This window comes from Citrobacter rodentium NBRC 105723 = DSM 16636, assembly GCF_021278985.1.
Lineage (GTDB): Bacteria > Pseudomonadota > Gammaproteobacteria > Enterobacterales > Enterobacteriaceae > Citrobacter_A > Citrobacter_A rodentium.
The window spans coordinates 2,347,281-2,368,955 of sequence record NZ_CP082833.1 but is presented as its reverse complement, the minus strand read 5'-3'; the positions used below and the strand labels follow the sequence as shown (position 1 = coordinate 2,368,955).

At 56.7% G+C, this 21,675-nt stretch carries 23 protein-coding genes; 16 read left to right on the top strand and 7 right to left on the bottom strand.

The window, feature by feature from the left end; genetic code table 11:
• Window positions 1–9 precede the first annotated feature (9 nt).
• From cysN to rpoS, 11 genes are all read left to right on the top strand, one after another.
• Window positions 10–1,437 carry a sulfate adenylyltransferase subunit CysN gene (gene cysN / locus K7R23_RS11255; RefSeq protein WP_012907175.1) on the top strand — a complete coding sequence of 476 codons (1,428 nt, stop codon included), beginning with the start codon at window positions 10–12 and terminating at the stop codon, window positions 1,435–1,437.
• Window positions 1,437–2,042: an adenylyl-sulfate kinase gene (gene cysC / locus K7R23_RS11250; RefSeq protein ID WP_012907176.1), complete on the top strand. Its 606-nt coding sequence runs from the start codon at window positions 1,437–1,439 to the stop codon at window positions 2,040–2,042. The genes cysN and cysC overlap by 1 nt, the downstream gene beginning before the upstream one ends.
• Before the next feature lie 46 nt (window positions 2,043–2,088).
• The gene (locus tag K7R23_RS11245) at window positions 2,089–2,412 is read left to right on the top strand and encodes a DUF3561 family protein (RefSeq protein ID WP_012907177.1); all 324 of its coding nucleotides are present in this window, start codon (window positions 2,089–2,091) and stop codon (window positions 2,410–2,412) included.
• Between the two features lie 184 nt (window positions 2,413–2,596).
• Entirely contained in the window at window positions 2,597–2,908 is a 312-nt protein-coding gene (gene ftsB, locus K7R23_RS11240; RefSeq protein ID WP_012907178.1) for a cell division protein FtsB, read from the top strand.
• An 18-nt stretch (window positions 2,909–2,926) separates the two neighbouring features.
• On the top strand, window positions 2,927–3,622 hold the full coding sequence (gene ispD, locus K7R23_RS11235) for a 2-C-methyl-D-erythritol 4-phosphate cytidylyltransferase (RefSeq protein ID WP_012907179.1): 696 nt from the start codon (window positions 2,927–2,929) through the stop codon (window positions 3,620–3,622).
• A gap of 127 nt (window positions 3,623–3,749) precedes the next feature.
• Entirely contained in the window at window positions 3,750–4,229 is a 480-nt protein-coding gene (gene ispF, locus K7R23_RS11230) for a 2-C-methyl-D-erythritol 2,4-cyclodiphosphate synthase (RefSeq protein ID WP_024132861.1), read from the top strand.
• The gene (gene truD / locus K7R23_RS11225; protein ID WP_012907181.1) at window positions 4,226–5,275 is read left to right on the top strand and encodes a tRNA pseudouridine(13) synthase TruD; all 1,050 of its coding nucleotides are present in this window, start codon (window positions 4,226–4,228) and stop codon (window positions 5,273–5,275) included. The genes ispF and truD overlap by 4 nt, the downstream gene beginning before the upstream one ends.
• A complete protein-coding gene (gene surE, locus K7R23_RS11220; RefSeq protein WP_012907182.1) occupies window positions 5,256–6,017 on the top strand; it encodes a 5'/3'-nucleotidase SurE in 762 nt (253 codons plus the stop codon). The genes truD and surE overlap by 20 nt, the downstream gene beginning before the upstream one ends.
• Complete coding sequence (gene pcm, locus K7R23_RS11215) at window positions 6,011–6,637, top strand: protein-L-isoaspartate O-methyltransferase (protein WP_012907183.1); 627 nt, start codon at window positions 6,011–6,013, stop codon at window positions 6,635–6,637. Before surE ends, pcm begins: the two co-directional genes overlap by 7 nt.
• Before the next feature lie 128 nt (window positions 6,638–6,765).
• Entirely contained in the window at window positions 6,766–7,893 is a 1,128-nt protein-coding gene (gene nlpD, locus K7R23_RS11210) for a murein hydrolase activator NlpD (RefSeq protein ID WP_012907184.1), read from the top strand.
• Between the two features lie 61 nt (window positions 7,894–7,954).
• Complete coding sequence (gene rpoS, locus K7R23_RS11205) at window positions 7,955–8,947, top strand: RNA polymerase sigma factor RpoS (protein ID WP_012907185.1); 993 nt, start codon at window positions 7,955–7,957, stop codon at window positions 8,945–8,947.
• 125 nt (window positions 8,948–9,072) lie between these two features.
• Here the strand turns inward: rpoS and K7R23_RS11200 are convergent, their stop codons facing one another.
• Window positions 9,073–9,477, bottom strand: coding sequence for a MarR family winged helix-turn-helix transcriptional regulator (locus tag K7R23_RS11200; RefSeq protein ID WP_012907186.1), 405 nt, complete (start codon window positions 9,475–9,477; stop codon window positions 9,073–9,075).
• A 169-nt stretch (window positions 9,478–9,646) separates the two neighbouring features.
• Between K7R23_RS11200 and K7R23_RS11195 the strand changes: the two genes are divergently transcribed.
• The 4 genes from K7R23_RS11195 (at window position 9,647) to K7R23_RS11180 (ending at window position 12,607) form a co-directional block, all read left to right on the top strand.
• Window positions 9,647–10,240, top strand: a complete 594-nt coding sequence (locus tag K7R23_RS11195) for a non-oxidative hydroxyarylic acid decarboxylases subunit B (protein WP_012907187.1) — start codon at window positions 9,647–9,649, stop codon at window positions 10,238–10,240.
• The gene (locus tag K7R23_RS11190) at window positions 10,240–11,667 is read left to right on the top strand and encodes a non-oxidative hydroxyarylic acid decarboxylases subunit C (RefSeq protein ID WP_012907188.1); all 1,428 of its coding nucleotides are present in this window, start codon (window positions 10,240–10,242) and stop codon (window positions 11,665–11,667) included. Before K7R23_RS11195 ends, K7R23_RS11190 begins: the two co-directional genes overlap by 1 nt.
• A gap of 10 nt (window positions 11,668–11,677) precedes the next feature.
• Complete coding sequence (locus tag K7R23_RS11185) at window positions 11,678–11,914, top strand: non-oxidative hydroxyarylic acid decarboxylases subunit D (protein ID WP_012907189.1); 237 nt, start codon at window positions 11,678–11,680, stop codon at window positions 11,912–11,914.
• 153 nt (window positions 11,915–12,067) lie between these two features.
• Window positions 12,068–12,607, top strand: coding sequence for a hypothetical protein (locus tag K7R23_RS11180; RefSeq protein ID WP_012907190.1), 540 nt, complete (start codon window positions 12,068–12,070; stop codon window positions 12,605–12,607).
• Window positions 12,608–12,711: 104 nt separating this feature from the next.
• Here K7R23_RS11180 and mutS read toward each other — a convergent pair whose 3' ends face one another.
• From mutS to sitA, 5 genes are all read right to left on the bottom strand, one after another.
• On the bottom strand, window positions 12,712–15,273 hold the full coding sequence (gene mutS / locus K7R23_RS11175; RefSeq protein ID WP_012907191.1) for a DNA mismatch repair protein MutS: 2,562 nt from the start codon (window positions 15,271–15,273) through the stop codon (window positions 12,712–12,714).
• A gap of 130 nt (window positions 15,274–15,403) precedes the next feature.
• Window positions 15,404–16,270 (bottom strand): iron/manganese ABC transporter permease subunit SitD, encoded by an 867-nt coding sequence (gene sitD, locus K7R23_RS11170; RefSeq protein ID WP_012907192.1) that lies wholly within the window; start codon window positions 16,268–16,270, stop codon window positions 15,404–15,406.
• Window positions 16,261–17,118, bottom strand: a complete 858-nt coding sequence (gene sitC, locus K7R23_RS11165) for an iron/manganese ABC transporter permease subunit SitC (RefSeq protein WP_024132863.1) — start codon at window positions 17,116–17,118, stop codon at window positions 16,261–16,263. The genes sitD and sitC overlap by 10 nt, the downstream gene beginning before the upstream one ends.
• A complete protein-coding gene (gene sitB, locus K7R23_RS11160) occupies window positions 17,118–17,933 on the bottom strand; it encodes an iron/manganese ABC transporter ATP-binding protein SitB (RefSeq protein WP_012907194.1) in 816 nt (271 codons plus the stop codon). The genes sitC and sitB overlap by 1 nt, the downstream gene beginning before the upstream one ends.
• Window positions 17,930–18,847, bottom strand: coding sequence for an iron/manganese ABC transporter substrate-binding protein SitA (sitA, locus tag K7R23_RS11155; protein WP_012907195.1), 918 nt, complete (start codon window positions 18,845–18,847; stop codon window positions 17,930–17,932). Before sitA ends, sitB begins: the two co-directional genes overlap by 4 nt.
• 201 nt (window positions 18,848–19,048) lie before the next feature.
• On the opposite strand from sitA, the gene K7R23_RS11150 reads away from it, so the two are divergent.
• Complete coding sequence (locus K7R23_RS11150; protein WP_012907196.1) at window positions 19,049–19,393, top strand: nitrous oxide-stimulated promoter family protein; 345 nt, start codon at window positions 19,049–19,051, stop codon at window positions 19,391–19,393.
• A 98-nt stretch (window positions 19,394–19,491) separates the two neighbouring features.
• Here K7R23_RS11150 and flhA read toward each other — a convergent pair whose 3' ends face one another.
• Entirely contained in the window at window positions 19,492–21,573 is a 2,082-nt protein-coding gene (gene flhA / locus K7R23_RS11145; RefSeq protein ID WP_012907197.1) for a formate hydrogenlyase transcriptional activator FlhA, read from the bottom strand.
• Window positions 21,574–21,675: the final 102 nt, after the last annotated feature.

Below are 21,675 nucleotides of genomic sequence, written 5' to 3'. Positions count from 1 at the left end.
GGAGCCGCCATGAACACCACACTTGCACAACAAATCGCCAATGAAGGCGGCGTCGAAGCCTGGATGGTCGCCCAGCAACATAAAAGCCTGCTGCGTTTTTTAACCTGCGGCAGCGTGGACGACGGTAAAAGCACCCTGATCGGTCGCCTGCTGCATGACACGCGGCAGATTTATGAAGACCAGCTCTCCTCGCTGCATAACGACAGCAAACGTCACGGTACCCAGGGCGAGAAGCTGGATCTGGCGCTGCTGGTGGATGGCCTGCAGGCCGAGCGCGAGCAGGGGATTACCATTGACGTCGCGTACCGCTATTTCTCTACCGAGAAGCGCAAATTTATCATCGCCGACACGCCCGGCCATGAGCAGTATACCCGCAACATGGCAACCGGCGCGTCGACCTGCGACCTGGCGATCCTGCTGATCGATGCGCGAAAAGGCGTGCTGGATCAGACCCGTCGCCATAGCTTTATTTCAACGCTACTGGGGATCAAACACCTGGTGGTGGCGATCAATAAAATGGATCTGGTCGACTACAGCGAAGAAACGTTCGCCCGTATTCGCGAAGATTATCTCAACTTTGCCGAACAGTTGCCGGGCAATCTGGATATCCGCTTTGTCCCTCTGTCGGCGCTGGAAGGCGATAACGTCGCCTCCCGCAGCGAAAGCATGCCGTGGTACAGCGGCCCTACTTTACTGGAGGTGCTGGAAACGGTGGAGATCCAGCGCGTGGTGGACAACCAGCCAATGCGATTCCCGGTACAGTACGTTAACCGCCCGAACCTGGATTTTCGCGGTTATTCCGGCACGCTCTCCTCCGGCAGCGTCAAGGTCGGGCAACGGGTGAAGGTGCTGCCGTCCGGCGTGGAGTCCAGCGTGGCGCGTATCGTCACCTTTGATGGCGATCTGGATCAGGCGTTTGCCGGTGAAGCCATTACCCTGGTGCTGAAAGATGAAATTGATATCAGCCGCGGCGATCTGCTGCTGGATGCCAGTGAGAGTCTGCCTGCCGTGCAACGCGCTGCGGTTGACGTGGTCTGGATGGCGGAACAGCCGCTGGCGCCGGGCCAAAGCTACGAAGTCAAAATCGCCGGTAAAAAGACCCGCGCGCGGATTGACGGCATTCAGTATCAGGTTGATATCAACAATCTGACCCAGCGTGAAGTGGAAAACCTGCCGCTGAACGGCATTGGTCTGGTTAATCTGACCTTTGACGAACCGCTGGCGCTGGACGCCTATCAACAAAACCCGGTTACCGGCGGGCTGATCTTCATCGATCGTCTGAGCAACGTCACCGTTGGCGCGGGCATGGTACGCGAGCCGATAGCCGAGGCTGCGGCAGCGCCGTCGGCGTACAGCGCCTTTGAACTGGAGCTGAACGCGCTGGTGCGCCGCCACTTCCCGCACTGGGGGGCGCGCGACCTGGCGGGAGGCAAGTAATGGCGCAGCATGATGAAAACGTCATCTGGCATCCGCATCCGGTCACGCCGCAACAGCGTGAACAGCAGCACGGCCATCGGGGCGTCGTCGTGTGGTTTACCGGCCTTTCCGGCTCGGGGAAATCGACGATAGCCGGGGCGCTGGAGGAAGCGCTGCATAAGCTTGGCCTCAGCACCTATTTACTGGACGGTGATAATCTGCGTCACGGCCTGTGCAGCGATCTGGGATTCAGCGATGCCGATCGCGAAGAGAACATCCGTCGGGTTGGCGAGGTCGCCAGGCTGATGCTGGATGCGGGGTTGGTTGTATTGACCGCATTTATCTCTCCGCGCCGGGCGGAGCGGCAATGGGTGCGTGAGCGGGTAGGCGAAGGGCGTTTTATTGAGGTATTTGTCGATACGCCGCTGGAAATCTGCGAAGCGCGCGATCCGAAAGGGTTATATAAAAAGGCGCGTGCCGGCGAATTACGCAATTTCACCGGTATCGATTCCGTTTACGAAGCCCCTGAATCGCCAGAAATTCATCTGGATGGTGAACAATTAGTAACAAATTTGGTTAGTCAATTATTAGACCTGCTGAGACAGGACGATATTATCAGATCCTGAGATACCTGACCGGTATAGCCGGTCAGTCAAGGTGACAGGATTTGATATGCGTAATAGCCAGAACATGACTCTGCCGGCGTCAGACCCATTTTCAGCCGATGACGAAACCACCTGGTCGCTGCCAGGCGCCGTGGTGGGATTCGTCTCATGGCTGCTGGCGCTGGGGATACCTTTTCTGGTGTATGGCCCTAACACCCTGTTTTTCTTTATCTATACCTGGCCCTTCTTTCTGGCGCTGATGCCCGTTGCGGTGGTGGTCGGCATCGCGCTGCACTCCCTTCTTCACGGCAAATTACGCTACAGTATCGTGGCGACCCTGCTCACCGTCGGCGCGATGTTCGGCGCGCTGTTTATGTGGCTGCTGGGCTAAAACGCGACTGCTGTCCATAATTCAAACCGTAAGCAATTCTTAAGATTATGTTCAAAGGGTTCCGGGTATACGTTATACCGGGCAAATGTGGTACATTTGCCCGCGTTGTCGCGGCGTTTCCGCCCACAAACAGAGGGGCGTTTGTGGAACTATGGGATGATGGCGCCGTTTTTCAGGGGGCAGGATGGGTAAACTAACGCTGCTGTTGCTGGCTTTACTGGTCTGGCTGCAGTATTCGCTGTGGTTCGGTAAGAACGGTATACATGACTACAGTCGCGTCAGCGATGACGTGGCGGCACAGCAGGCGACGAACGCCAAACTTAAAGCGCGTAACGATCAGCTGTTCGCCGAAATTGACGATCTCAATGGCGGCCAGGAAGCGATCGAAGAACGCGCGCGCAACGAACTCAGCATGACGAAGCCGGGCGAAACGTTTTATCGCCTGGTGCCCGACGCGTCTAAACGCGCACAGAGTGCGGGGCAAAATACTCGATAAACCATCCAGGGATTTAACATGGCAGCCACTTATTTGGATGTTTGCGCCGTGGTGCCGGCGGCCGGCTTTGGCCGCCGTATGCAAACCGAATGTCCTAAGCAGTACCTCTCGATCGGCAATAAAACCATTCTTGAACACGCGGTCCATGCGCTGCTGAAGCATCCGCAGGTGACGCGCGTCATTATCGCCATCAGTCCTGGCGACAGCCGCTTTGCGCAACTTCCGCTGGCGCAGCATCCGCAAATCACCGTCGTGGACGGCGGGGCGGAGCGCGCCGATTCCGTACTGGCCGGACTCCAGGCCGCGGGTCGCGCTGAATGGGTGCTGGTGCATGACGCCGCGCGCCCCTGCCTGCATCAGGACGATTTAGCCCGCCTGCTGGCGATTCGTGAAACCAGCCGCACCGGCGGCATTCTCGCCGCGCCGGTACGCGACACCATGAAGCGCGCGGAGCCGGGCGTCGCTGCTATTGCCCATACCGTTGAGCGCGCCGATTTATGGCATGCGCTGACGCCGCAATTTTTCCCGCGCGAACTGCTGCATGACTGCCTGACCCGGGCGCTGAATGAAGGCGCGAACATTACCGACGAAGCCTCGGCGCTGGAATACTGCGGTTTCCATCCACAGCTTGTTGAAGGACGGGCTGATAATATCAAAGTGACGCGTCCGGAAGATTTAGCGCTGGCTGAATTCTATCTGACCCGAACAATGTAGACACATAATCATTCAGGCCGCAGTGCGTCGGCAACCGCCACGGGGGTTCAGATAACGATGTGGCCGGGAGGAATGCCGCCAGCAATGAGGTAGCCTGAAGATGACGTGTATAACTGGAGACAACATAATGCGAATTGGACACGGTTTCGACGTACACGCCTTTGGCGGCGAAGGCCCCATTATCATTGGCGGCGTGCGCATCCCGTACGAGAAGGGACTGCTGGCGCACTCTGACGGCGATGTCGCGCTCCATGCGCTTACCGACGCCCTGCTCGGCGCGGCGGCGCTGGGCGATATCGGTAAGTTGTTCCCGGACAGTGACCCGGCATTTAAAGGCGCGGACAGCCGCGAACTGCTGCGTGAAGCCTGGCGGCGCATTCAGGCCAAAGGGTACACCCTCGGCAACGTCGATGTGACGATTATCGCCCAGGCGCCCAAAATGTTGCCGCACATTCCGCAGATGCGCGTGTTTATCGCCGAAGATCTCGGCTGTCATATGGATGACGTCAACGTGAAGGCGACCACCACGGAAAAGCTCGGCTTTACCGGACGGGGTGAAGGGATCGCCTGCGAGGCGGTAGCGCTACTCGTTAAGGCCGCGCAATGACAGAGTTTGATAATCTCACTTATCTTCACGGAAAACCGCAGAGCGCCGGTTTGCTGAAAGCCAGCCCGGAAGATTTTCTGGTGGTCGAAGATTTAGGCTTCGAACCGGATGGCGAAGGCGAGCATGTGCTGGTGCGCATTCTTAAGAACGGCTGCAACACCCGTTTTGTCGCTGACGCGCTGGCGAAATTTCTGAAAATTCATGTCCGTGAAGTGAGTTTTGCCGGGCAAAAAGATAAACATGCCGTCACCGAACAGTGGCTGTGCGCGCGCGTGCCGGGTAAAGAGATGCCAGACCTGAGCGCCTTTCAGCTTGAAGGCTGCAAAGTGCTGGAGTATGTGCGTCATAAACGCAAACTGCGTACCGGCGCGCTGAAGGGCAATGCCTTTACGCTGGTGCTGCGCGAAATCACTCATCGTGATGAGGTAGAATCCCGCCTGAAGGCCATCAGCGAGGCCGGGGTGCCGAACTATTTCGGCGCGCAGCGCTTCGGCATTGGCGGCAGTAACTTACAGGGCGCGCTGCGCTGGGCGCAAAGCGATGCGCCGGTGCGCGATCGCAATAAACGTAGTTTTTGGTTGTCGGCGGCGCGCAGCGCGTTGTTTAATCAAATCGTCAGCGAGCGTTTGAAAAAACCAGACTTTAATCAAGTTGTTGACGGCGATGCGCTACAATTAGCCGGGCGCGGAAGCTGGTTTGTGGCAACGATGGAAGAGCGTGCGGAACTCCAGCGTCGCGTCGATGACAAAGCGCTGATGATTACGGCGTCGCTTCCCGGCTGCGGCGAATGGGGCGCACAGGGTGAAGCGCTGGCCTTTGAGCAGTCCGCGATTGCGGAGGAAACGGCGCTGCAATCGCTGCTGCTGCGTGAAAAAGTCGAGGCCGCGCGCCGGGCAATGCTGCTTTATCCGCAGCAGATGCGCTGGAGCTGGTGGGACGACGTAACCGTCGAGTTACGTTTCTGGCTCCCGGCGGGCAGCTTTGCGACAAGCGTAGTAAGGGAACTGATCAACACAACGGGTGATTATGCGCATATTGCTGAGTAACGATGACGGGGTTCATGCACCCGGTATACAAACGCTGGCGAAAGCGCTGCGGGAGTTTGCCGACGTTCAGGTCGTCGCCCCGGATCGTAACCGCAGCGGCGCGTCAAACTCGCTGACGCTGGAATCTTCGCTTCGCACCTTTACTTACGATAATGGCGACATCGCCGTACAGATGGGAACGCCGACCGATTGCGTCTATCTGGGAGTGAACGCCCTGATGCGCCCGCGTCCGGACATCGTGGTTTCCGGAATTAACGCCGGGCCGAATCTTGGCGATGACGTTATCTACTCCGGCACCGTCGCCGCCGCAATGGAAGGCCGACATCTGGGCTTTCCGGCGCTGGCCGTTTCGTTAGACGGGCATCAGCATTATGACACCGCCGCGGCCATTACCTGCCGTATTCTGCGTGCGCTAAGCCGCGAGCCGCTGCGCACCGGACGGATACTCAATATCAATGTGCCCGACCTGCCGCTGGACCAAATCAAAGGCATTCGCGTCACGCGCTGCGGCAGCCGCCATCCGGCGGATAAAGTGATCCCGCAGGAAGATCCGCGCGGCAATACGCTGTACTGGATTGGTCCGCCGGGCGATAAGCATGACGCCGGGCCGGACACCGATTTTGCGGCGGTGGATGAAGGCTATGTTTCCATTACGCCGCTGCATGTGGATTTAACCGCGCACAGCGCGCATGATGTGGTTTCTGACTGGTTAGAGAGCGTGGGAGTTGGCACGCAATGGTAAGCAGACGCGTACAGACGCTACTGGATCAACTGCGCGCGCAGGGCATTCGCGACGAGCAGGTGCTTGAGGCGCTGGCCGCCGTGCCGCGCGAAAAATTCATCGATGAAGCGTTTGAGCATAAGGCCTGGGAGAACATCGCGCTGCCGATAGGCCAGGGGCAGACGATTTCGCAGCCCTACATGGTGGCGCGGATGACCGAGCTGCTTGAGCTGACGCCGCAGTCGCGGGTGCTGGAAATCGGCACTGGTTCCGGCTATCAGACGGCGATCCTGGCGCATCTGGTGCATCATGTCTGCTCGGTCGAACGCATCAAAGGGCTGCAATGGCAGGCGCGCCGTCGCCTGAAGCAGCTCGATTTACACAATGTATCAACGCGCCACGGCGACGGCTGGCAGGGCTGGCAGGCGCGGGCGCCGTTTGATGCGATCATTGTAACGGCAGCGCCGCCGGAGATCCCGACCGCGTTAATGACGCAGCTGGATGAGGGCGGCATTCTCGTTCTGCCCGTTGGCGATGAGCATCAGTTTTTGAAACGGGTGCGTCGTCGGGGCGGCGAATATATTATCGACACCGTGGAAGCCGTGCGTTTTGTACCCTTAGTGAAGGGAGAGCTGGCGTAGGAAGCGGTTGTGAATACCGGAGTTTTCCTGGATATTTTGCAACAGGCCAGCGTATTGTGAACACGTTTTCCAGTGCTTTCATGGTGATTATGTCACTGGTTGTTAACCAATTTTTTCCTGGGGGATAAATGAGCGCGGGAAGTCCAAAATTCACCGTTAGTCGCATTGCGGCTTTGTCACTGGTTTCGTTATGGCTGGCAGGCTGTTCAAATTCCTCTAATCCGCCAGCGCCTGTCGGTTCAGTTAACGACAGCGCTTCTGCGAATACCAACTCCGGTATGTTGATTACGCCGCCGCCGAAAATAGGGACGGCGACAGCCGCTCCGCAGACGCCGCAAATTCAGCCAGTACAGCCTGCGGTGAGCCAGCCGACGTCCGTCCAGCCTGTCGCAGAACAGCCCGTGCAGATGGAAAATGGTCGTATCGTATACAATCGGCAGTATGGGAACATTCCGAAAGGTAGCTATACTGGCGGCAGCACCTATACTGTCAAAAAAGGCGATACGCTATTTTATATCGCCTGGATTACCGGTAATGATTTTCGCGATCTTGCCCAGCGCAATAACATCCAGGCCCCGTACGGCCTGAATGTCGGGCAGACGCTGCAGGTGGGTAACGCTTCAGGTACGCCGATTACCGGCGGTAATGCCATCACTCAGGCGGATGCAGCAGCGCAAGGAGTTGTGACCGCGCCTGCACAAAATTCCACCGTCGCTGTTGCGTCGAAACCGACAATTACGTATTCTGAGACCTCAGGTGAACAAAGTGCTAACAAAATGTTGCCGAATAACAAGCCTGCCGCGACAGTTGTCACGGCGCCTGTAACGGCTCCGGCAGTTAGCACAACCGAACCAACTGCAAGCAGTACGTCTACCAGTTCGCCCATCTCTGCATGGCGCTGGCCGACGGATGGCAAAGTGATCGAGAGCTTTGGCGCTACCGAAGGGGGCAATAAAGGGATCGACATTGCAGGCAGCAAGGGACAGGCGATTGTCGCGACCTCAGATGGCCGCGTCGTTTATGCCGGTAACGCGCTGCGCGGTTACGGTAATCTTATTATCATCAAACATAACGATGATTACCTGAGCGCCTACGCTCATAACGATACAATGCTGGTCCGGGAACAACAGGAAGTGAAGGCGGGACAAAAAATAGCGACTATGGGTAGCACCGGAACCAGTTCTACACGCTTGCATTTTGAAATTCGTTACAAGGGGAAATCCGTAAACCCGCTGCGTTATTTACCGCAGCGATAAATCGACGGAGCAGGCTGACACGGGCTTGTTTTGTCAAGGGATCACGGGTAGGAGCCACCTTATGAGTCAGAATACGCTGAAAGTTCATGATTTAAATGAAGACGCGGAATTTGATGAGAACGGAGTTGAGGTTTTTGATGAAAAAGCCTTAGTTGAAGAGGAACCCAGTGATAACGATTTGGCTGAAGAGGAGCTGTTATCGCAAGGGGCCACACAGCGAGTGTTGGACGCGACTCAGCTTTACCTTGGTGAGATTGGTTATTCGCCTCTGTTAACAGCCGAAGAAGAAGTGTATTTTGCGCGTCGTGCGCTGCGTGGTGATGTAGCCTCACGCCGTCGGATGATTGAAAGTAACCTGCGTCTGGTGGTGAAAATTGCCCGCCGTTATGGCAATCGTGGTCTGGCGCTGCTGGATCTGATCGAAGAGGGCAACCTGGGGCTTATCCGTGCCGTTGAGAAGTTTGACCCGGAACGCGGGTTCCGCTTTTCAACCTACGCAACCTGGTGGATTCGCCAGACGATTGAACGGGCGATTATGAATCAAACCCGTACCATTCGTTTGCCGATTCACATTGTAAAAGAGCTGAACGTTTATCTGCGTACCGCACGGGAGTTGTCCCACAAGCTGGACCATGAGCCGAGCGCGGAAGAGATCGCAGAACAACTGGACAAACCGGTTGATGACGTAAGCCGTATGCTTCGTCTGAACGAGCGTATTACCTCGGTAGACACCCCGTTGGGTGGCGATTCCGAAAAAGCGTTGCTGGATATTCTGGCCGATGAAAAAGACAACGGTCCGGAAGACACCACGCAGGATGACGATATGAAACAGAGTATCGTCAAATGGCTGTTCGAACTGAACGCCAAACAGCGTGAAGTGCTGGCGCGTCGTTTCGGTCTGCTGGGTTATGAAGCGGCGACACTGGAAGATGTGGGTCGTGAAATCGGCCTCACGCGTGAACGTGTTCGTCAGATTCAGGTTGAAGGTCTGCGTCGTCTGCGGGAAATTTTGCAGACGCAGGGGCTGAATATCGAAGCGCTGTTCCGCGAGTAAGCACCGTTCCATCAGAAAAGACCAGTCTCTGTGAGGCTGGTCTTTTTCTTTGGCTGCATTATTGCCCGCTGGCCGCTTCGCTTATCAGATCTGGCGGGATCGGGACGTAGCCGCCATCCGGCAAATCATCCCATCATCTTACGAATCAGATGCATGAGCTGCTCGCGCTCTTGCGCGCTGAGTCGTCCGAGAAAGACCTCGTCCACACGGTTTCCCAGCGGCATCATCGCGGTGAGCAGCGCTTCTCCTTCCGCGGTGAGGTAGACAAAGCGGCGGCGTTTATCCAGCGGATCGTTTTCCCGCTTTACCAGCCCGCGTTTTTCCATCCGGCTCAGCATTTCAGCAAGGGTCGCTTTGGTGCTGACCGCCGCTTCCATTAAATCAACCTGCTCAATGCCGGGGCGTTCGGCAATGGCGCGCATGACGGCGTACTGAGGTTTGGTTAGCTCCGGTAATTCATGCTGCCAGCGCGCGGTATGCTGTTGAAAAAGCTGACGCAACAGGTGAAACGCTTTGTTTCGTAACTCCATAAGCACTCCGGTTGACGTATCAGCTTCTATCATAACGGGTTTTTTTCAGGTTTTATAATGCCGTACTTTTAAGCGATCCGTGCGCAGATTTCCTTTCGCTGTTGTCGTCATGATGTCGCAGGCGTATTTTATCCGTAATGTTCGTATGCGAACAATTTGTGAGGAATGAATGAGACTGATTATCGGAATGACCGGAGCCACTGGCACGCCGCTTGGGGTGGCGCTCTTGCAGGCGCTGCGAAAGATGCCGGGAGTGGAAACGCATCTGGTGATGTCGAAATGGGCCAAAACGACCATTGAACTGGAAACACCCTACAGCGCGCGCGATGTCGCCGGACTGGCGGATTACAGCTATAGCCCGACGGATCAGGCGGCGGCCATCTCTTCAGGATCGTTTTGTACCGACGGCATGATTGTTATTCCGTGCAGCATGAAGACCCTGGCGGGGATCCGCGCAGGCTACGCCGAAGGGCTGGTGGGCCGCGCTGCCGACGTGGTGCTGAAAGAGGGGCGTAAGCTGGTGCTGGTGCCGCGTGAAATGCCGCTCAGCGCTATCCATCTGGAAAATATGCTCGCTCTTTCCCGCATGGGGGTCGCAATGGTGCCTCCCATGCCTGCTTTCTACAATCAACCGCAAACCGTCGATGACATTACGCAGCACATTGTGGCGCGCGTGCTCGATCAGTTTGCGCTGGAGCATCCTCTGGCCCGGCGCTGGCAGGGGTTGCCGCAGACAAGGAATTTTTCTCAGGAGAATGGATAATGGCATTTGATGATTTACGCAGCTTTTTGCAGGCGCTCGACGATCAGGGGCAACTGCTGAAAATCAGTGAAGAGGTAAACGCCGAGCCGGACCTGGCGGCGGCCGCCAACGCTACCGGGCGTATTGGCGACGGCGCGCCGGCGCTGTGGTTTGACAATATCCGGGGATTCACCGACGCGCGCGTGGCGATGAACACCATCGGTTCCTGGCAGAATCATGCCATCTCGTTAGGGCTGCCGCCCAATACGCCGGTAAAAAAACAGATTGATGAATTTATTCGCCGTTGGGATAACTTTCCCGTCTCGCCGGAGCGCCGGATGAATCCGCCCTGGGCGGAGAACAGCGTCGATGGCGATGCGATCAATCTGTTCGACATTCTGCCGCTGTTTCGTCTGAACGACGGCGACGGCGGCTTCTACCTTGATAAAGCCTGCGTCGTTTCCCGCGATCCGCTTGATCCTGACAACTTCGGCAAGCAGAACGTCGGCATCTATCGGATGGAAGTCAAAGGCAAGCGTAAGCTTGGCCTGCAACCGGTGCCGATGCACGACATTGCGCTGCATTTGCATAAAGCGGAAGAGCGTGGTGAAGATCTGCCAATAGCGATTACCCTAGGTAACGATCCGATCATCACCCTGATGGGGGCCACGCCGCTCAAATACGATCAGTCGGAATATGAGATGGCTGGCGCGCTGCGTGAAAGCCCGTACCCCATCGCCACCGCGCCGCTGACCGGCTTTGACGTACCGTGGGGCTCCGAAGCGATTCTCGAAGGGGTTATCGAAAGCCGTAAGCGCGAGATAGAAGGGCCGTTCGGAGAGTTCACCGGCCACTACTCCGGCGGACGCAATATGACGGTGGTGCGCATTGATAAAGTCTCTTATCGCAGCAAACCGATTTTTGAGTCGCTCTATCTTGGGATGCCGTGGACCGAAATCGACTATCTGATGGGACCGGCGACCTGCGTACCGCTTTACCAGCAGCTGAAAGCGGAATTTCCGGAAGTGCAGGCGGTAAATGCGATGTACACCCACGGCCTGCTGGCGATTATTTCAACCAAAAAGCGCTACGGCGGCTTTGCCCGCGCCGTTGGTCTGCGCGCGATGACCACGCCCCACGGTCTGGGCTACGTGAAAATGGTGATCATGGTTGACGAAGATGTCGATCCGTTCAATCTGCCGCAGGTGATGTGGGCGCTGTCATCGAAGGTCAATCCGGCGGGGGATCTGGTGCAGTTGCTGAATATGTCGGTGCTGGAGCTGGATCCGGGATCGAGTCCGGCGGGGATTACCGACAAGCTGATTATTGACGCCACCACGCCGGTTGCGCCGGACAACCGTGGACATTACAGCCAGCCGGTCTGCGATTTACCGGAAACCAAAGCCTGGGCCGAAAAGCTGACCGCCATGCTGGCTAACCGTAAATAAGGAGGAGCAGATGATTTGTCCACGTTGCGCCGATGAGCAGATTGAAGTGATGGCGACTTCGCCGGTTAAAGGGGTCTGGACGGTATATCAGTGCCAGCACTGCCTGTACACCTGGCGTGATAGCGAGCCGCTACGCCGTACCAGCCGTGAGCATTATCCTGAAGCCTTTCGCATGACGCAGAAGGATATTGATGACGCGCCGATGGTGCCGGCTATCCCCCCGTTGCTGGCAGAAGATAAACGTTGATAACAGTGCTGAGGCGGGTGAAATACCCGTCTTTTCATCAGGTGATATTCCGCTATTATTTATTCTCTTTGCTGCTTCCTGTGTTATTTTAGCCTCTACTTTAAAATCACTCGTAGAGTGTTTTTGCTTTATCACAAGGATGTCACTGAATATATGACAACACATTATTCTGTTGCTTTGTTATTTTCTCTGGGAGTGAGCACGGCAGCATATTGTGCTTCACATGAGCAAATTATTTCCCTTTATCATCTTTTACCTGTTGGGTCAGTGGTTAAATGTGAAGCCATTATGAAAGTTAAGAGTCGTAATACGACTATTCCTGTGCACATGGTTTCACGAATAACGATTACCGGTCGGCAGTTTAATCATCTCTATTTTGACGGAGAGGCAACATATTCCATTTTGAATGTCGGGAAACCTTATCTGTATGTGTCTTATTCTGCGATTCAGAAAATTGAAGGGAAGCAACGGAGAATACGTCTTGAGCTGGACAGAAAAAACATTCATGTCGATTTTCCAGGAAATCCCGAAATGGAAAGAAAAACGCATGAGGCATACTATAACCAACCTGTCAGCTATGTCGCGTATAGTGATATCACGATAAATGAACCGCCAGGGTACACTGTCAGACAATATAGCTATGAGGTTGCTGCTGGTGTAATTATACAGACCTGTTCGCCGGAAAACGTCTAATAAAAATGACGTCTTGTGTTGGCGGAGGGCGGCGCTGCCTTATCCGGCCCGGGAATACTGAACTCCACAGGTCCGGTAAGCGCAGCGCCACCGGGCAATAACGGTTATACCAGGCTCTTGAGCCGGTAAATCCACTCCAGCGCCTGGCGCGGCGTCAGCGAATCCGGGTCGAGATTTTCCAGCGCTTCCACGGCAGGGGAGGTTTCTTCCGGTATCGACAGCAGCGACATCTGTGTGCCATCAACCTGCGTGGCGGCGGCGTTCGGAGAAATGCTCTCCAGTTCACGCAGCTTCTGGCGTGCGCGCTTGATCACCTCTTTCGGCACGCCCGCCAGCGCGGCGACCGCCAGGCCGTAGCTCTTACTGGCCGCTCCGTCCTGAACGCTGTGCATAAAGGCGATAGTATCGCCATGCTCCAGCGCATCGAGATGCACGTTGGCAACGCCTTCCATCTTCTCCGGCAGCTGCGTCAGTTCGAAGTAGTGCGTCGCGAACAGCGTCAGCGCTTTAATCTTATTCGCCAGGTTCTCCGCGCATGCCCACGCCAGCGACAGTCCGTCATAAGTGGAGGTGCCACGCCCGATTTCATCCATCAGCACCAGGCTGTTGTCGGTGGCGTTATGCAAAATGTTAGCGGTTTCGGTCATCTCCACCATAAAGGTGGAGCGCCCGGAAGCCAGATCGTCCGCTGCGCCGACGCGGGTAAAAATACGGTCAATCGGGCCGATTTCCACTTTCTGTGCGGGCACATAGCTGCCAATGTAGGCCAGTAGCGCGATTAGCGCGGTCTGACGCATATAGGTACTTTTACCGCCCATGTTCGGTCCGGTGATAATCAGCATTCTGCGCTGCGGCGAAAGATCCAGCGGGTTGGCGATAAACGGCTCGTTCAGCACCTGTTCGACCACCGGATGACGGCCTTCGGTAATACGAATGCCGGGCTTATCGGTAAAGATCGGACAGGTATAGTTAAGCGTGTAAGCGCGCTCTGCAAGGTTCACCAGTACGTCGATCTCCGCCAGCGCGCTGGCGCTCTGTTGCAGATCCGCCAGATGCGGCAGCAGCAGGTCGAACAGTTCGTCGTAAAGCTGTTTTTCCAGCGCCAGGGCCTTGCCTTTGGAGGTGAGAACTTTGTCTTCGTACTCTTTCAGCTCCGGAATGATGTAACGCTCGGCGTTTTTCAGCGTCTGGCGACGGGTATAGTTAATGGGCGCCAGGTGGCTTTGCCCGCGGCTGATCTGAATGTAATACCCGTGTACGGCGTTAAAGCCGACTTTCAGGGTATCCAGCCCGGTGCGTTCACGCTCGCGAATTTCCAGCTTGTCGAGATAGTCGGTTGCGCCGTCCGCCAGCGCGCGCCATTCGTCCAGCTCTTCGTTGTAGCCCGGCGCGATCACCCCGCCGTCACGAACCAGCACCGGCGGCGTATCGATAATCGCCCGCTCCAGCAGCTCGCGCAGTTCGGTAAATTCGCCCATTTTTTCACGCAGCATCTGCACGGGTGCGCTGTCGACGCCTTCCAGCTGCGCGTGCAGTTCCGGCAGTTGCTGGAAGGCGTGGCGCATCCGGGCGAGATCGCGCGGGCGGGCGGTACGCAGCGCCAGACGCGCCAGAATACGTTCCAGATCGCCCACCTGGCGCAGGACCGGTTGCAGTTCAGCGGTGAGATCCTGCAACGCGCCGATGGTCTGCTGGCGTTCCGTGAGGATCCGGGTATCACGCACTGGCATATGCAGCCAGCGCTTAAGCATCCGGCTGCCCATCGGGGTTACGGTGCAGTCGAGCACCGAGGCCAGCGTATTTTCCACGCCGCCGGCCAGGTTCTGGGTAATCTCCAGATTGCGGCGCGTGGCGGCGTCCATAATGATGCTGTCCTGCTGGCGCTCCATCGTGATGGAGCGAATGTGCGGCAGGGAGGTGCGCTGGGTGTCTTTCACATACTGTAACAGGCAGCCTGCCGCACACAGCCCGCGCGGGGCGTTTTCCACGCCGAAGCCGACCAGATCCCGCGTACCAAACTGTAAATTCAGCTGCTGGCGGGCGGTATCAATTTCAAACTCCCACAGCGGACGGCGGCGCAGCCCGCGACGCCCTTCAATCAGCGCCATTTCGCTAAAATCTTCCGCGTACAGCAGCTCAGCGGGATTGGTGCGCTGTAGTTCGGCCGCCATAGTTTCGCGATCGGCAGGCTCGCTCAGGCGAAAGCGCCCGGAACTGATATCCAGCGTCGCATAGCCGTAGCCTTTACTGTCTTTCCAGATGGCCGCCAGCAGGTTGTCCTGGCGCTCCTGCAACAGCGCTTCATCGCTGATAGTGCCCGGCGTGACAATACGCACAACCTTACGTTCCACCGGCCCTTTGCTGGTCGCCGGATCGCCGATTTGCTCGCAGATAGCGACGGACTCGCCCTGATTCACCAGCTTTGCAAGATAGTTTTCCACCGCATGATGGGGAATGCCCGCCATCGGGATAGGCTCGCCCGCCGAGGCGCCGCGTTTAGTCAGTGAAATATCGAGCAGTTGCGACGCGCGCTTTGCATCGTCGTAAAACAGCTCGTAAAAGTCGCCCATGCGATAAAAAAGCAGGATCTCCGGATGCTGAGCTTTCAGCTTGAGGTACTGCTGCATCATCGGGGTATGGGCATCGAGATTCTCTAGTGTACTCATGGAGTTGTGTCCAGTTCCCTGTATTTAAATGGATTATGATGTTTTTTATTTTCATTATTATCACATCAGGGGGACATGATAGCGGAGATAGACAACCCAGGGAAAGTGAGGATCGATCGCTTCTCGATCCTCATTCCGTTTCTGAAACTGAGAGAGAGCGTTGTTGCCGCATTTCTGAACGTCGATCGCGTAGCGTCGCATAAATAAATGCCGCCACAAATATCACCGTGAACAGCACCACGATGGTCGGTGCAGGCGCGCTGTCGAGAAAAAACGACAGATAAACGCCGAGAAATGACGTCGTCACCGACAGCGCGACCGCCAGCAACAGCGCGCGGGCAAAGCGGCGGGTCAGTAAGACAGCAATCGCCCCCGGCGCTATCAGCAAAGAGATCGACAGAATAATACCGACCGATTTCAGCGTCGCCACGATGGTCAGCGCAATCATGCACAGCAGCCCGTAATGCAGCAGCACGACGTTCAGGCCGCTGGCTTTGGCCTGATGCGGATCAAAGGCGTGCAGCAGCAGATCTTTCCACTTCATGCTGACGATCAGCGCGATCCCCAGCGCAATCAGCGCGGTTTGCAGGATATCGTTCAGCGATACCCCAAGCATGTCGCCAAACAAAATGTGGTCCAGATGCACCTCTGACTGGATAGAAACGTACAGCACCAGACCCGCGCCAAACATTCCCGAGAAGACGATCCCCATAATGGTATCGCGCTTGATTCGACTGTTATCGTCGAGATATCCCGTAGCGACCGCGCAGAAGAGTCCGGCGATAAACGCGCCGACGGCCAGCGGAAGCCCGATGATATACGCCAGCACAATGCCCGGAAATACCGCGTGGCTCATGGCGTCCCCCATTAAAGCCCAGCCTTTCAGCACCAGGAAGACTGACAGCAGCGCGCAGGGGACCGCCACAATGGCGGAGACGGTAAGCGCATTCAGCATAAAGTCGAACTGAAAGGGTTCCAGCAGCGTGGTCAGGAACATGATGGCTCCTTAAGTCGCGCGCGACGACGGTTAGCGAGCAGGCCGTGTTTCGGCGCGAAGATAAACGCCAGCAGAAACAGCAGCGTTTGCAGAACCACGATAATCCCGCCGGTGGCGCCATCCAGCCAGTAGCTGAGCCAGGCGCCGAGAAAACTGGTCAGGCTACCAATGGCGACGGCAGCGGCAAGTAAGCGCGGAAAACGATCGGTCAGCAGCCAGGCCGTTGCGCCGGGCGTCACGACAAGACAGATCACCAGAAAAGCGCCAACGGTTTGCAGCGCGGCAACGGTGGAGACCGACAGCAGAGTGAAAAACAGTAGCTTCAGGCGACCCGGATGCAGGCCAATCGAGCGGGCGTGGTTTTCATCGAAAAAAGTGACCATCAGGTCTTTCCATTTCACCAGCAGAATGAGCAGGGAGACCGTGCCGATAATCGCCAGCTGCACAATATCTTCCGGCGCGATAGCCAGCACGTTGCCGAGGATAATGGTCTGAATATTCACCGACATCGGATTCAGCGAGACCATAAACAGCCCGATGCCGAAGAACGAGGAAAAAATCAGCCCGATAATGGCATCTTCTTTTAGCCGCGAGCGCTGGCTGAGAAACAGCATACTGCCCGCCGCCAGCCCGCCGGAGAGAAAGGCGCCGAGCGAGAAGGGCAGGCCCAGCATCCACGCGCCGGCGACGCCGGGAACGATGGAGTGCGACAGCGCATCGCCAATCAGCGACCAGCCTTTGAGCATTAAATAACAGGAGAGAAAGGCGCACAGGCCGCCGACCATCGCCGAAACCCACATCGCGTTGAGCATGTACTGATAGCCAAACGGTTCGATCAGCCAGTTCATCACGATCCTTCTCCCGCCGCGCGCTGAGAGATAAACGGACGTTCGTCATCGGTAATAATATGCTCTTCGCCGCCGCTCAGCGCGACGTGGCGCAGCACGCCGCTGAACGCCCGTTCGAGGTTCGCAGTAGTGAAGGTGGTTTCGGTAGGACCGCTTGCCAGCACGGTGCCTTTGATCATCACCGTGTAATCGCAAAACTCTGTCACCGAACCGAGATTATGCGTGGATACCAGCATGGTACGCCCTTCGTCGCGCAGCTCACGCAGCAGCGCGACAATGCGGGCTTCGGTTTTGACGTCCACGCCGGTAAAAGGCTCATCCAGCAGGATGACCTGCCCGTCCTGGGCGATGGCTCTGGCGAGAAAAACGCGCTTTTTCTGCCCGCCGGAAAGCTCGCCAATCTGGCGGTGGCGGTATTCCAGCATATCCACTCGCGCCAGCGCCGCCTCCACGCGCGCACGATCCTCCGCTTTCGCCCGCCGCAGCCAGCCCATATGGCCGTAACGTCCCATCATTACCACATCTTCCACCAGCACCGGAAACGACCAGTCCACCTCTTCAGACTGCGGTACGTAGGCGATCAGGTTTTGCTTCAGCGCTTTGTTCACCGGCTGTTGCAGGATGGAGATTTCTCCCTGCGCAAGCCGGACAAACCCCATCAGCGCTTTAAACAGCGTCGATTTTCCCGAGCCGTTTATCCCTACCAGCGCGGCAATGGAGCCGCCCGGCACCTGAAAGGTTGCGTCACGCAGCGCAGTATGCCCGTTGCGATACGTCACCGTCAGTTGATTCACGGTAATCGCCGGTTGACTCATTTTTGACTCCCCAGTCCGTCGTTAATCCCCTTGACGATGGTTTCGGTTGTGACGCGAAGCAGATCGAGATAGGTCGGCACCGGGCCGTCGGCGGCGCTCAGGGAGTCGACATACAGCACGCCGCCGTAGTGCGCACCGGACTCACGCGCCACCTGGCGCGCCGGTTTATCGGAGACGGTGCTTTCACTGAAGATGGCCGGGATTTGATGCGCTTTGATTGTGTCGATCACTTTACGCACCTGCTTTGGCGTACCCTGCTGATCGGCGTTGATCGGCCACAAATACAGCTCTTTCAGTGCGTTATCGCGCGCAAGGTAGGAAAACGCCCCTTCGCTGGTGACCAGCCAGCGTCTGTCGGCCGGTATTTTTGCCAGTCTGGCCTGTAGCGGGGCCAGCGTCTGGCGGATTTTCGCCTTATAGGCGTCGGCGTTTTTCTGGTAGATGGCGGCGTGTTTCGGGTCGTATTTCGCCAGCGCATCGCGAATATTATCGACGTAGATCAGCGCGTTTTCCGCCGACATCCACGCGTGCGGATTCGGTTTGCCGTTATAGGGGCCTTCGCTGATGCCCATCGGCTGCACGCCATCGGAAACCGTCACCTCCGGCACGCCAGACAAGTGCTGATAAAAACGGGCAAACCATAGCTCCAGATTCAGTCCGTTAGAGAGGATCAGCTGTGCGCCTTGCGCGCGTTTAATGTCGCCGGGCGTCGGCTGGTATTCATGGATCTCCGCGCCGGGTTTTGTAATGGAGCTGACCTCTGCGGCATCGCCTGCGACGTTTTGCGCCATGTCAGCGATAACCGTAAAGGTGGTGATCACCTTAAATTTTTCACTGGCGCTGGCGGGCGTCAGCGTAAAGAAGGCAAGTGCGCCAGTCAGCAGATACGACGTCAAACGGTGCAGGTGCGGCATAGTATCCCTCATAATAGAGTGGTTAATTATTCATCGAATATAGCCTTTGCTATGTTATATAGCACAAGGTATAGATAAGATACAGTTAAATGAAAATAATTCTTATTTAAGTTAAGAGGAGAGGTGTCACCTTTGGGTGATAGTGCCGCGCCGGTTTAAGTTGTAGAATAAATGCACTTTAACCGCAGCGGAGGGCGCATCATGACCGACAAGCGTATTGCTCGCGAAAAACTGACGATAAAAAAAATGATCGCGCTGTATGAGAGCCAGTGCCCGCAGGCGTCAGTTGAGCCGGGACATTATGAGACGCTGTTTGTTTATGCGCAGAAGCGGCTGGATAAATGCGTTTTCGGTGAGGAAAAACCGGCCTGTAAGCAGTGCCCGGTTCACTGCTATCAGCCCGCTAAGCGTGAAGAGATGAAGCAGATTATGCGCTGGGCGGGGCCGCGGATGCTCTGGCGGCATCCGATTCTCACCGTGCGCCATCTGATAGACGATAAGCGCCCGGTCCCGCCGTTGCCGGAGAAATACCAGCGTAAGAAGTAAAAAAACAGAGGCCCGATGGCAGCCGGTGATCGGTAGGCCGGATAAGCGTAGCGCCATCCGGCGTTGAGATGCCGGATGGCGGCTTTGCCTTATCCGGCCTACGGGACCAGCGCGTCCTTATCAATACCCAACCGCTTCATGCGCGACAGCAGCGTGGTGCGCTTCAGCCCCAGGCGCTGGGCGGCGCCTTTCGGTCCGGCGACCACGCCATTGGTCTCTTTCAGCACGCGCATAATCAGCTGATACTCATCTTCCCCTTCCTGAGCAACTTCGGTGGCGACCGGCGGCGTGGCCGGAGAGAGGAGGCCAATATCGGGCAGAGAGAGCTGTAACACGCTGCCTCTGGTGAGCAGAACGGCGCGCTCCACCACGTTTTCCAGCTCGCGCACGTTGCCCGGCCACTCCATGTTGCTGAGGGTGCGCAGCGTCTCCGCCGGAATACTGTCGATATTGCGTCCCAGGCGACGGGCGATCTTAAAGGTGAACGCTTTCACCAGCAGCGGGATATCTTCCGGACGCTCGCGCAGCGGCGGCAGCTGGATCGGAAAGACGTTCAGACGATAGTAGAGATCGCTGCGAAACTCCCGATCGAGCACCATTTTTTTCAGATCGCGGTTGGTGGCGGCGATCAGCCGCACGTCGGTCTGGATCAGTTTGTTGCTGCCCAGACGCTCAAACTCCTGCTCCTGCAACACGCGCAGCAGCTTCGGCTGTAGCTCCAGCGGCATATCGCCCACTTCATCCAGAAACAGCGAGCTTTTATCCGCCAGTTCGAAGCGGCCAATGCGCTGGGCGCTGGCGCCGGTGAAGGCGCCGCGCTCATGGCCGAACAGGTCGCTTTCCAGCAGTCCGGCCGGCATCGCCGCGCAGTTCATTTTCACCATCCGGCGCGCGTTACGCCCGCTCAGATTATGGATGGCGCGGGCAATCAGCTCCTTACCGGTGCCGGTTTCGCCGAGGATCAGCACCGTACTGTCGCTTTTCGCCACCATTTCCACCTGCTTCAGCACGCTGTACATCGCTTCACTGCGGCCGATGATCTCGCCGAATTCGCTGTCGACGTTATTAAGCTGTTCGGTCAGCGCCAGGTTTTCATCCACCAGACGCTCTTTCAGGCGGTGGATCTCCTGATAGGCGAGGGCGTTATCGACGGCAATCGCCACGCGCTCGGCAATCTGGCGCAGCAGCTTCAGGTTGGCGGTGGTAAACACTTTTTCTTCACACTGCGCCAGCTTGAGCACGCCGACCATGGTATTGCCCGACATCAGCGGCAGCAGGCACAGCGTCTGGATCTGATTGCCCCAGGTTTCAAACAGCATCCGCTCATACGGCGCCAGCGCATCCCGTTCGTTGAGGTTAATCAGCAGCATCTCTTTGCTTTTAAATACCCGCTCGGTGAGGGTACCGGCTTCATCCACTTCGCTTTGCTCGTGCGCGGGATGGTTTTCATCCAGATAGTGGGTGGAATAGATGTTAAGTTTGTTCTTCCGGTGGCTGCGCAGAACGATGCTGATATCGTCGATGCTGAAATAGTGGTGGATCTCTTTGGCGACTTCGCTGACCAGTTCGTCCATGTCGAGGCGCGAGAGCACGGCGTTAGTAATGGCGACCAGAATGCGGAAATTATCGCGCTCGCGGCACAGCAGTTCGTAATCAACGTTGTTGGTCACCCGGCACTGAATCTGCTCCGCCACCACGCCGACGATCTGGGTGAAGGTTTGCAGGCGCTCGTACTCTTTTTCGCTCCAGGGGCGATCTTCATTGCGGATAAATTCGCAGCCGCCGAATATGCGTCCCTCTGCCGCCAGCGGCAGCAGACAGTAATGGCCGAAGTCTTCATAAAGATCGCCTGCCGCCAGCTGCGGCCAGGTGTCGCTGAACTCCCGGTAGTTACAGTGCAGGGCGTCAGGACGCGAAAGAATACGGCGAACCGGCCCGTGAGCCAGCACGGTTTCATCCTCGTAAGCGATGGCTTTGCCGTTCTCACGCGTGGCGTAATACGATGCGCGCTGCGTTGCCGCGTGCCACAAGACGATAGCGGCGCTGTCGGCAAGCGCTGAGCGCTTTACCAGCTGCGAAAGCGCCTCGCTCAGCGACTGCAGGTCGGGCTGTTGTAATAATGTACGAGTGATGTCGAACAATCCTTGCTGCCCGAGATCGCTCATCGGTGTATACGACATGTTGCTTTTCCAGGAAAGTACCGCTGCGCGGTGCGAAAAGATAGTTGAATTACAGGTATTCGTTTTAACGTATTGCGGATCTCTGTGTCGATCCGCTTATGC

Bases quoted from the DNA above. Each gene is read 5' to 3' on its own strand.
- cysN (WP_012907175.1), top strand. From the start codon at position 10: ATGAACACCACACTTGCACAACAAATCGCCAATGAAGGCGGCGTCGAA.
- cysC (WP_012907176.1), top strand. From the start codon at position 1,437: ATGGCGCAGCATGATGAAAACGTCATCTGGCATCCGCATCCGGTCACG.
- K7R23_RS11245 (WP_012907177.1), top strand. From the start codon at position 2,089: ATGCGTAATAGCCAGAACATGACTCTGCCGGCGTCAGACCCATTTTCA.
- ftsB (WP_012907178.1), top strand. From the start codon at position 2,597: ATGGGTAAACTAACGCTGCTGTTGCTGGCTTTACTGGTCTGGCTGCAG.
- ispD (WP_012907179.1), top strand. From the start codon at position 2,927: ATGGCAGCCACTTATTTGGATGTTTGCGCCGTGGTGCCGGCGGCCGGC.
- ispF (WP_024132861.1), top strand. From the start codon at position 3,750: ATGCGAATTGGACACGGTTTCGACGTACACGCCTTTGGCGGCGAAGGC.
- truD (WP_012907181.1), top strand. From the start codon at position 4,226: ATGACAGAGTTTGATAATCTCACTTATCTTCACGGAAAACCGCAGAGC.
- surE (WP_012907182.1), top strand. From the start codon at position 5,256: ATGCGCATATTGCTGAGTAACGATGACGGGGTTCATGCACCCGGTATA.
- pcm (WP_012907183.1), top strand. From the start codon at position 6,011: ATGGTAAGCAGACGCGTACAGACGCTACTGGATCAACTGCGCGCGCAG.
- nlpD (WP_012907184.1), top strand. From the start codon at position 6,766: ATGAGCGCGGGAAGTCCAAAATTCACCGTTAGTCGCATTGCGGCTTTG.
- rpoS (WP_012907185.1), top strand. From the start codon at position 7,955: ATGAGTCAGAATACGCTGAAAGTTCATGATTTAAATGAAGACGCGGAA.
- K7R23_RS11200 (WP_012907186.1), bottom strand. From the start codon at position 9,477: ATGGAGTTACGAAACAAAGCGTTTCACCTGTTGCGTCAGCTTTTTCAA.
- K7R23_RS11195 (WP_012907187.1), top strand. From the start codon at position 9,647: ATGAGACTGATTATCGGAATGACCGGAGCCACTGGCACGCCGCTTGGG.
- K7R23_RS11190 (WP_012907188.1), top strand. From the start codon at position 10,240: ATGGCATTTGATGATTTACGCAGCTTTTTGCAGGCGCTCGACGATCAG.
- K7R23_RS11185 (WP_012907189.1), top strand. From the start codon at position 11,678: ATGATTTGTCCACGTTGCGCCGATGAGCAGATTGAAGTGATGGCGACT.
- K7R23_RS11180 (WP_012907190.1), top strand. From the start codon at position 12,068: ATGACAACACATTATTCTGTTGCTTTGTTATTTTCTCTGGGAGTGAGC.
- mutS (WP_012907191.1), bottom strand. From the start codon at position 15,273: ATGAGTACACTAGAGAATCTCGATGCCCATACCCCGATGATGCAGCAG.
- sitD (WP_012907192.1), bottom strand. From the start codon at position 16,270: ATGTTCCTGACCACGCTGCTGGAACCCTTTCAGTTCGACTTTATGCTG.
- sitC (WP_024132863.1), bottom strand. From the start codon at position 17,118: ATGAACTGGCTGATCGAACCGTTTGGCTATCAGTACATGCTCAACGCG.
- sitB (WP_012907194.1), bottom strand. From the start codon at position 17,933: ATGAGTCAACCGGCGATTACCGTGAATCAACTGACGGTGACGTATCGC.
- sitA (WP_012907195.1), bottom strand. From the start codon at position 18,847: ATGCCGCACCTGCACCGTTTGACGTCGTATCTGCTGACTGGCGCACTT.
- K7R23_RS11150 (WP_012907196.1), top strand. From the start codon at position 19,049: ATGACCGACAAGCGTATTGCTCGCGAAAAACTGACGATAAAAAAAATG.
- flhA (WP_012907197.1), bottom strand. From the start codon at position 21,573: ATGTCGTATACACCGATGAGCGATCTCGGGCAGCAAGGATTGTTCGAC.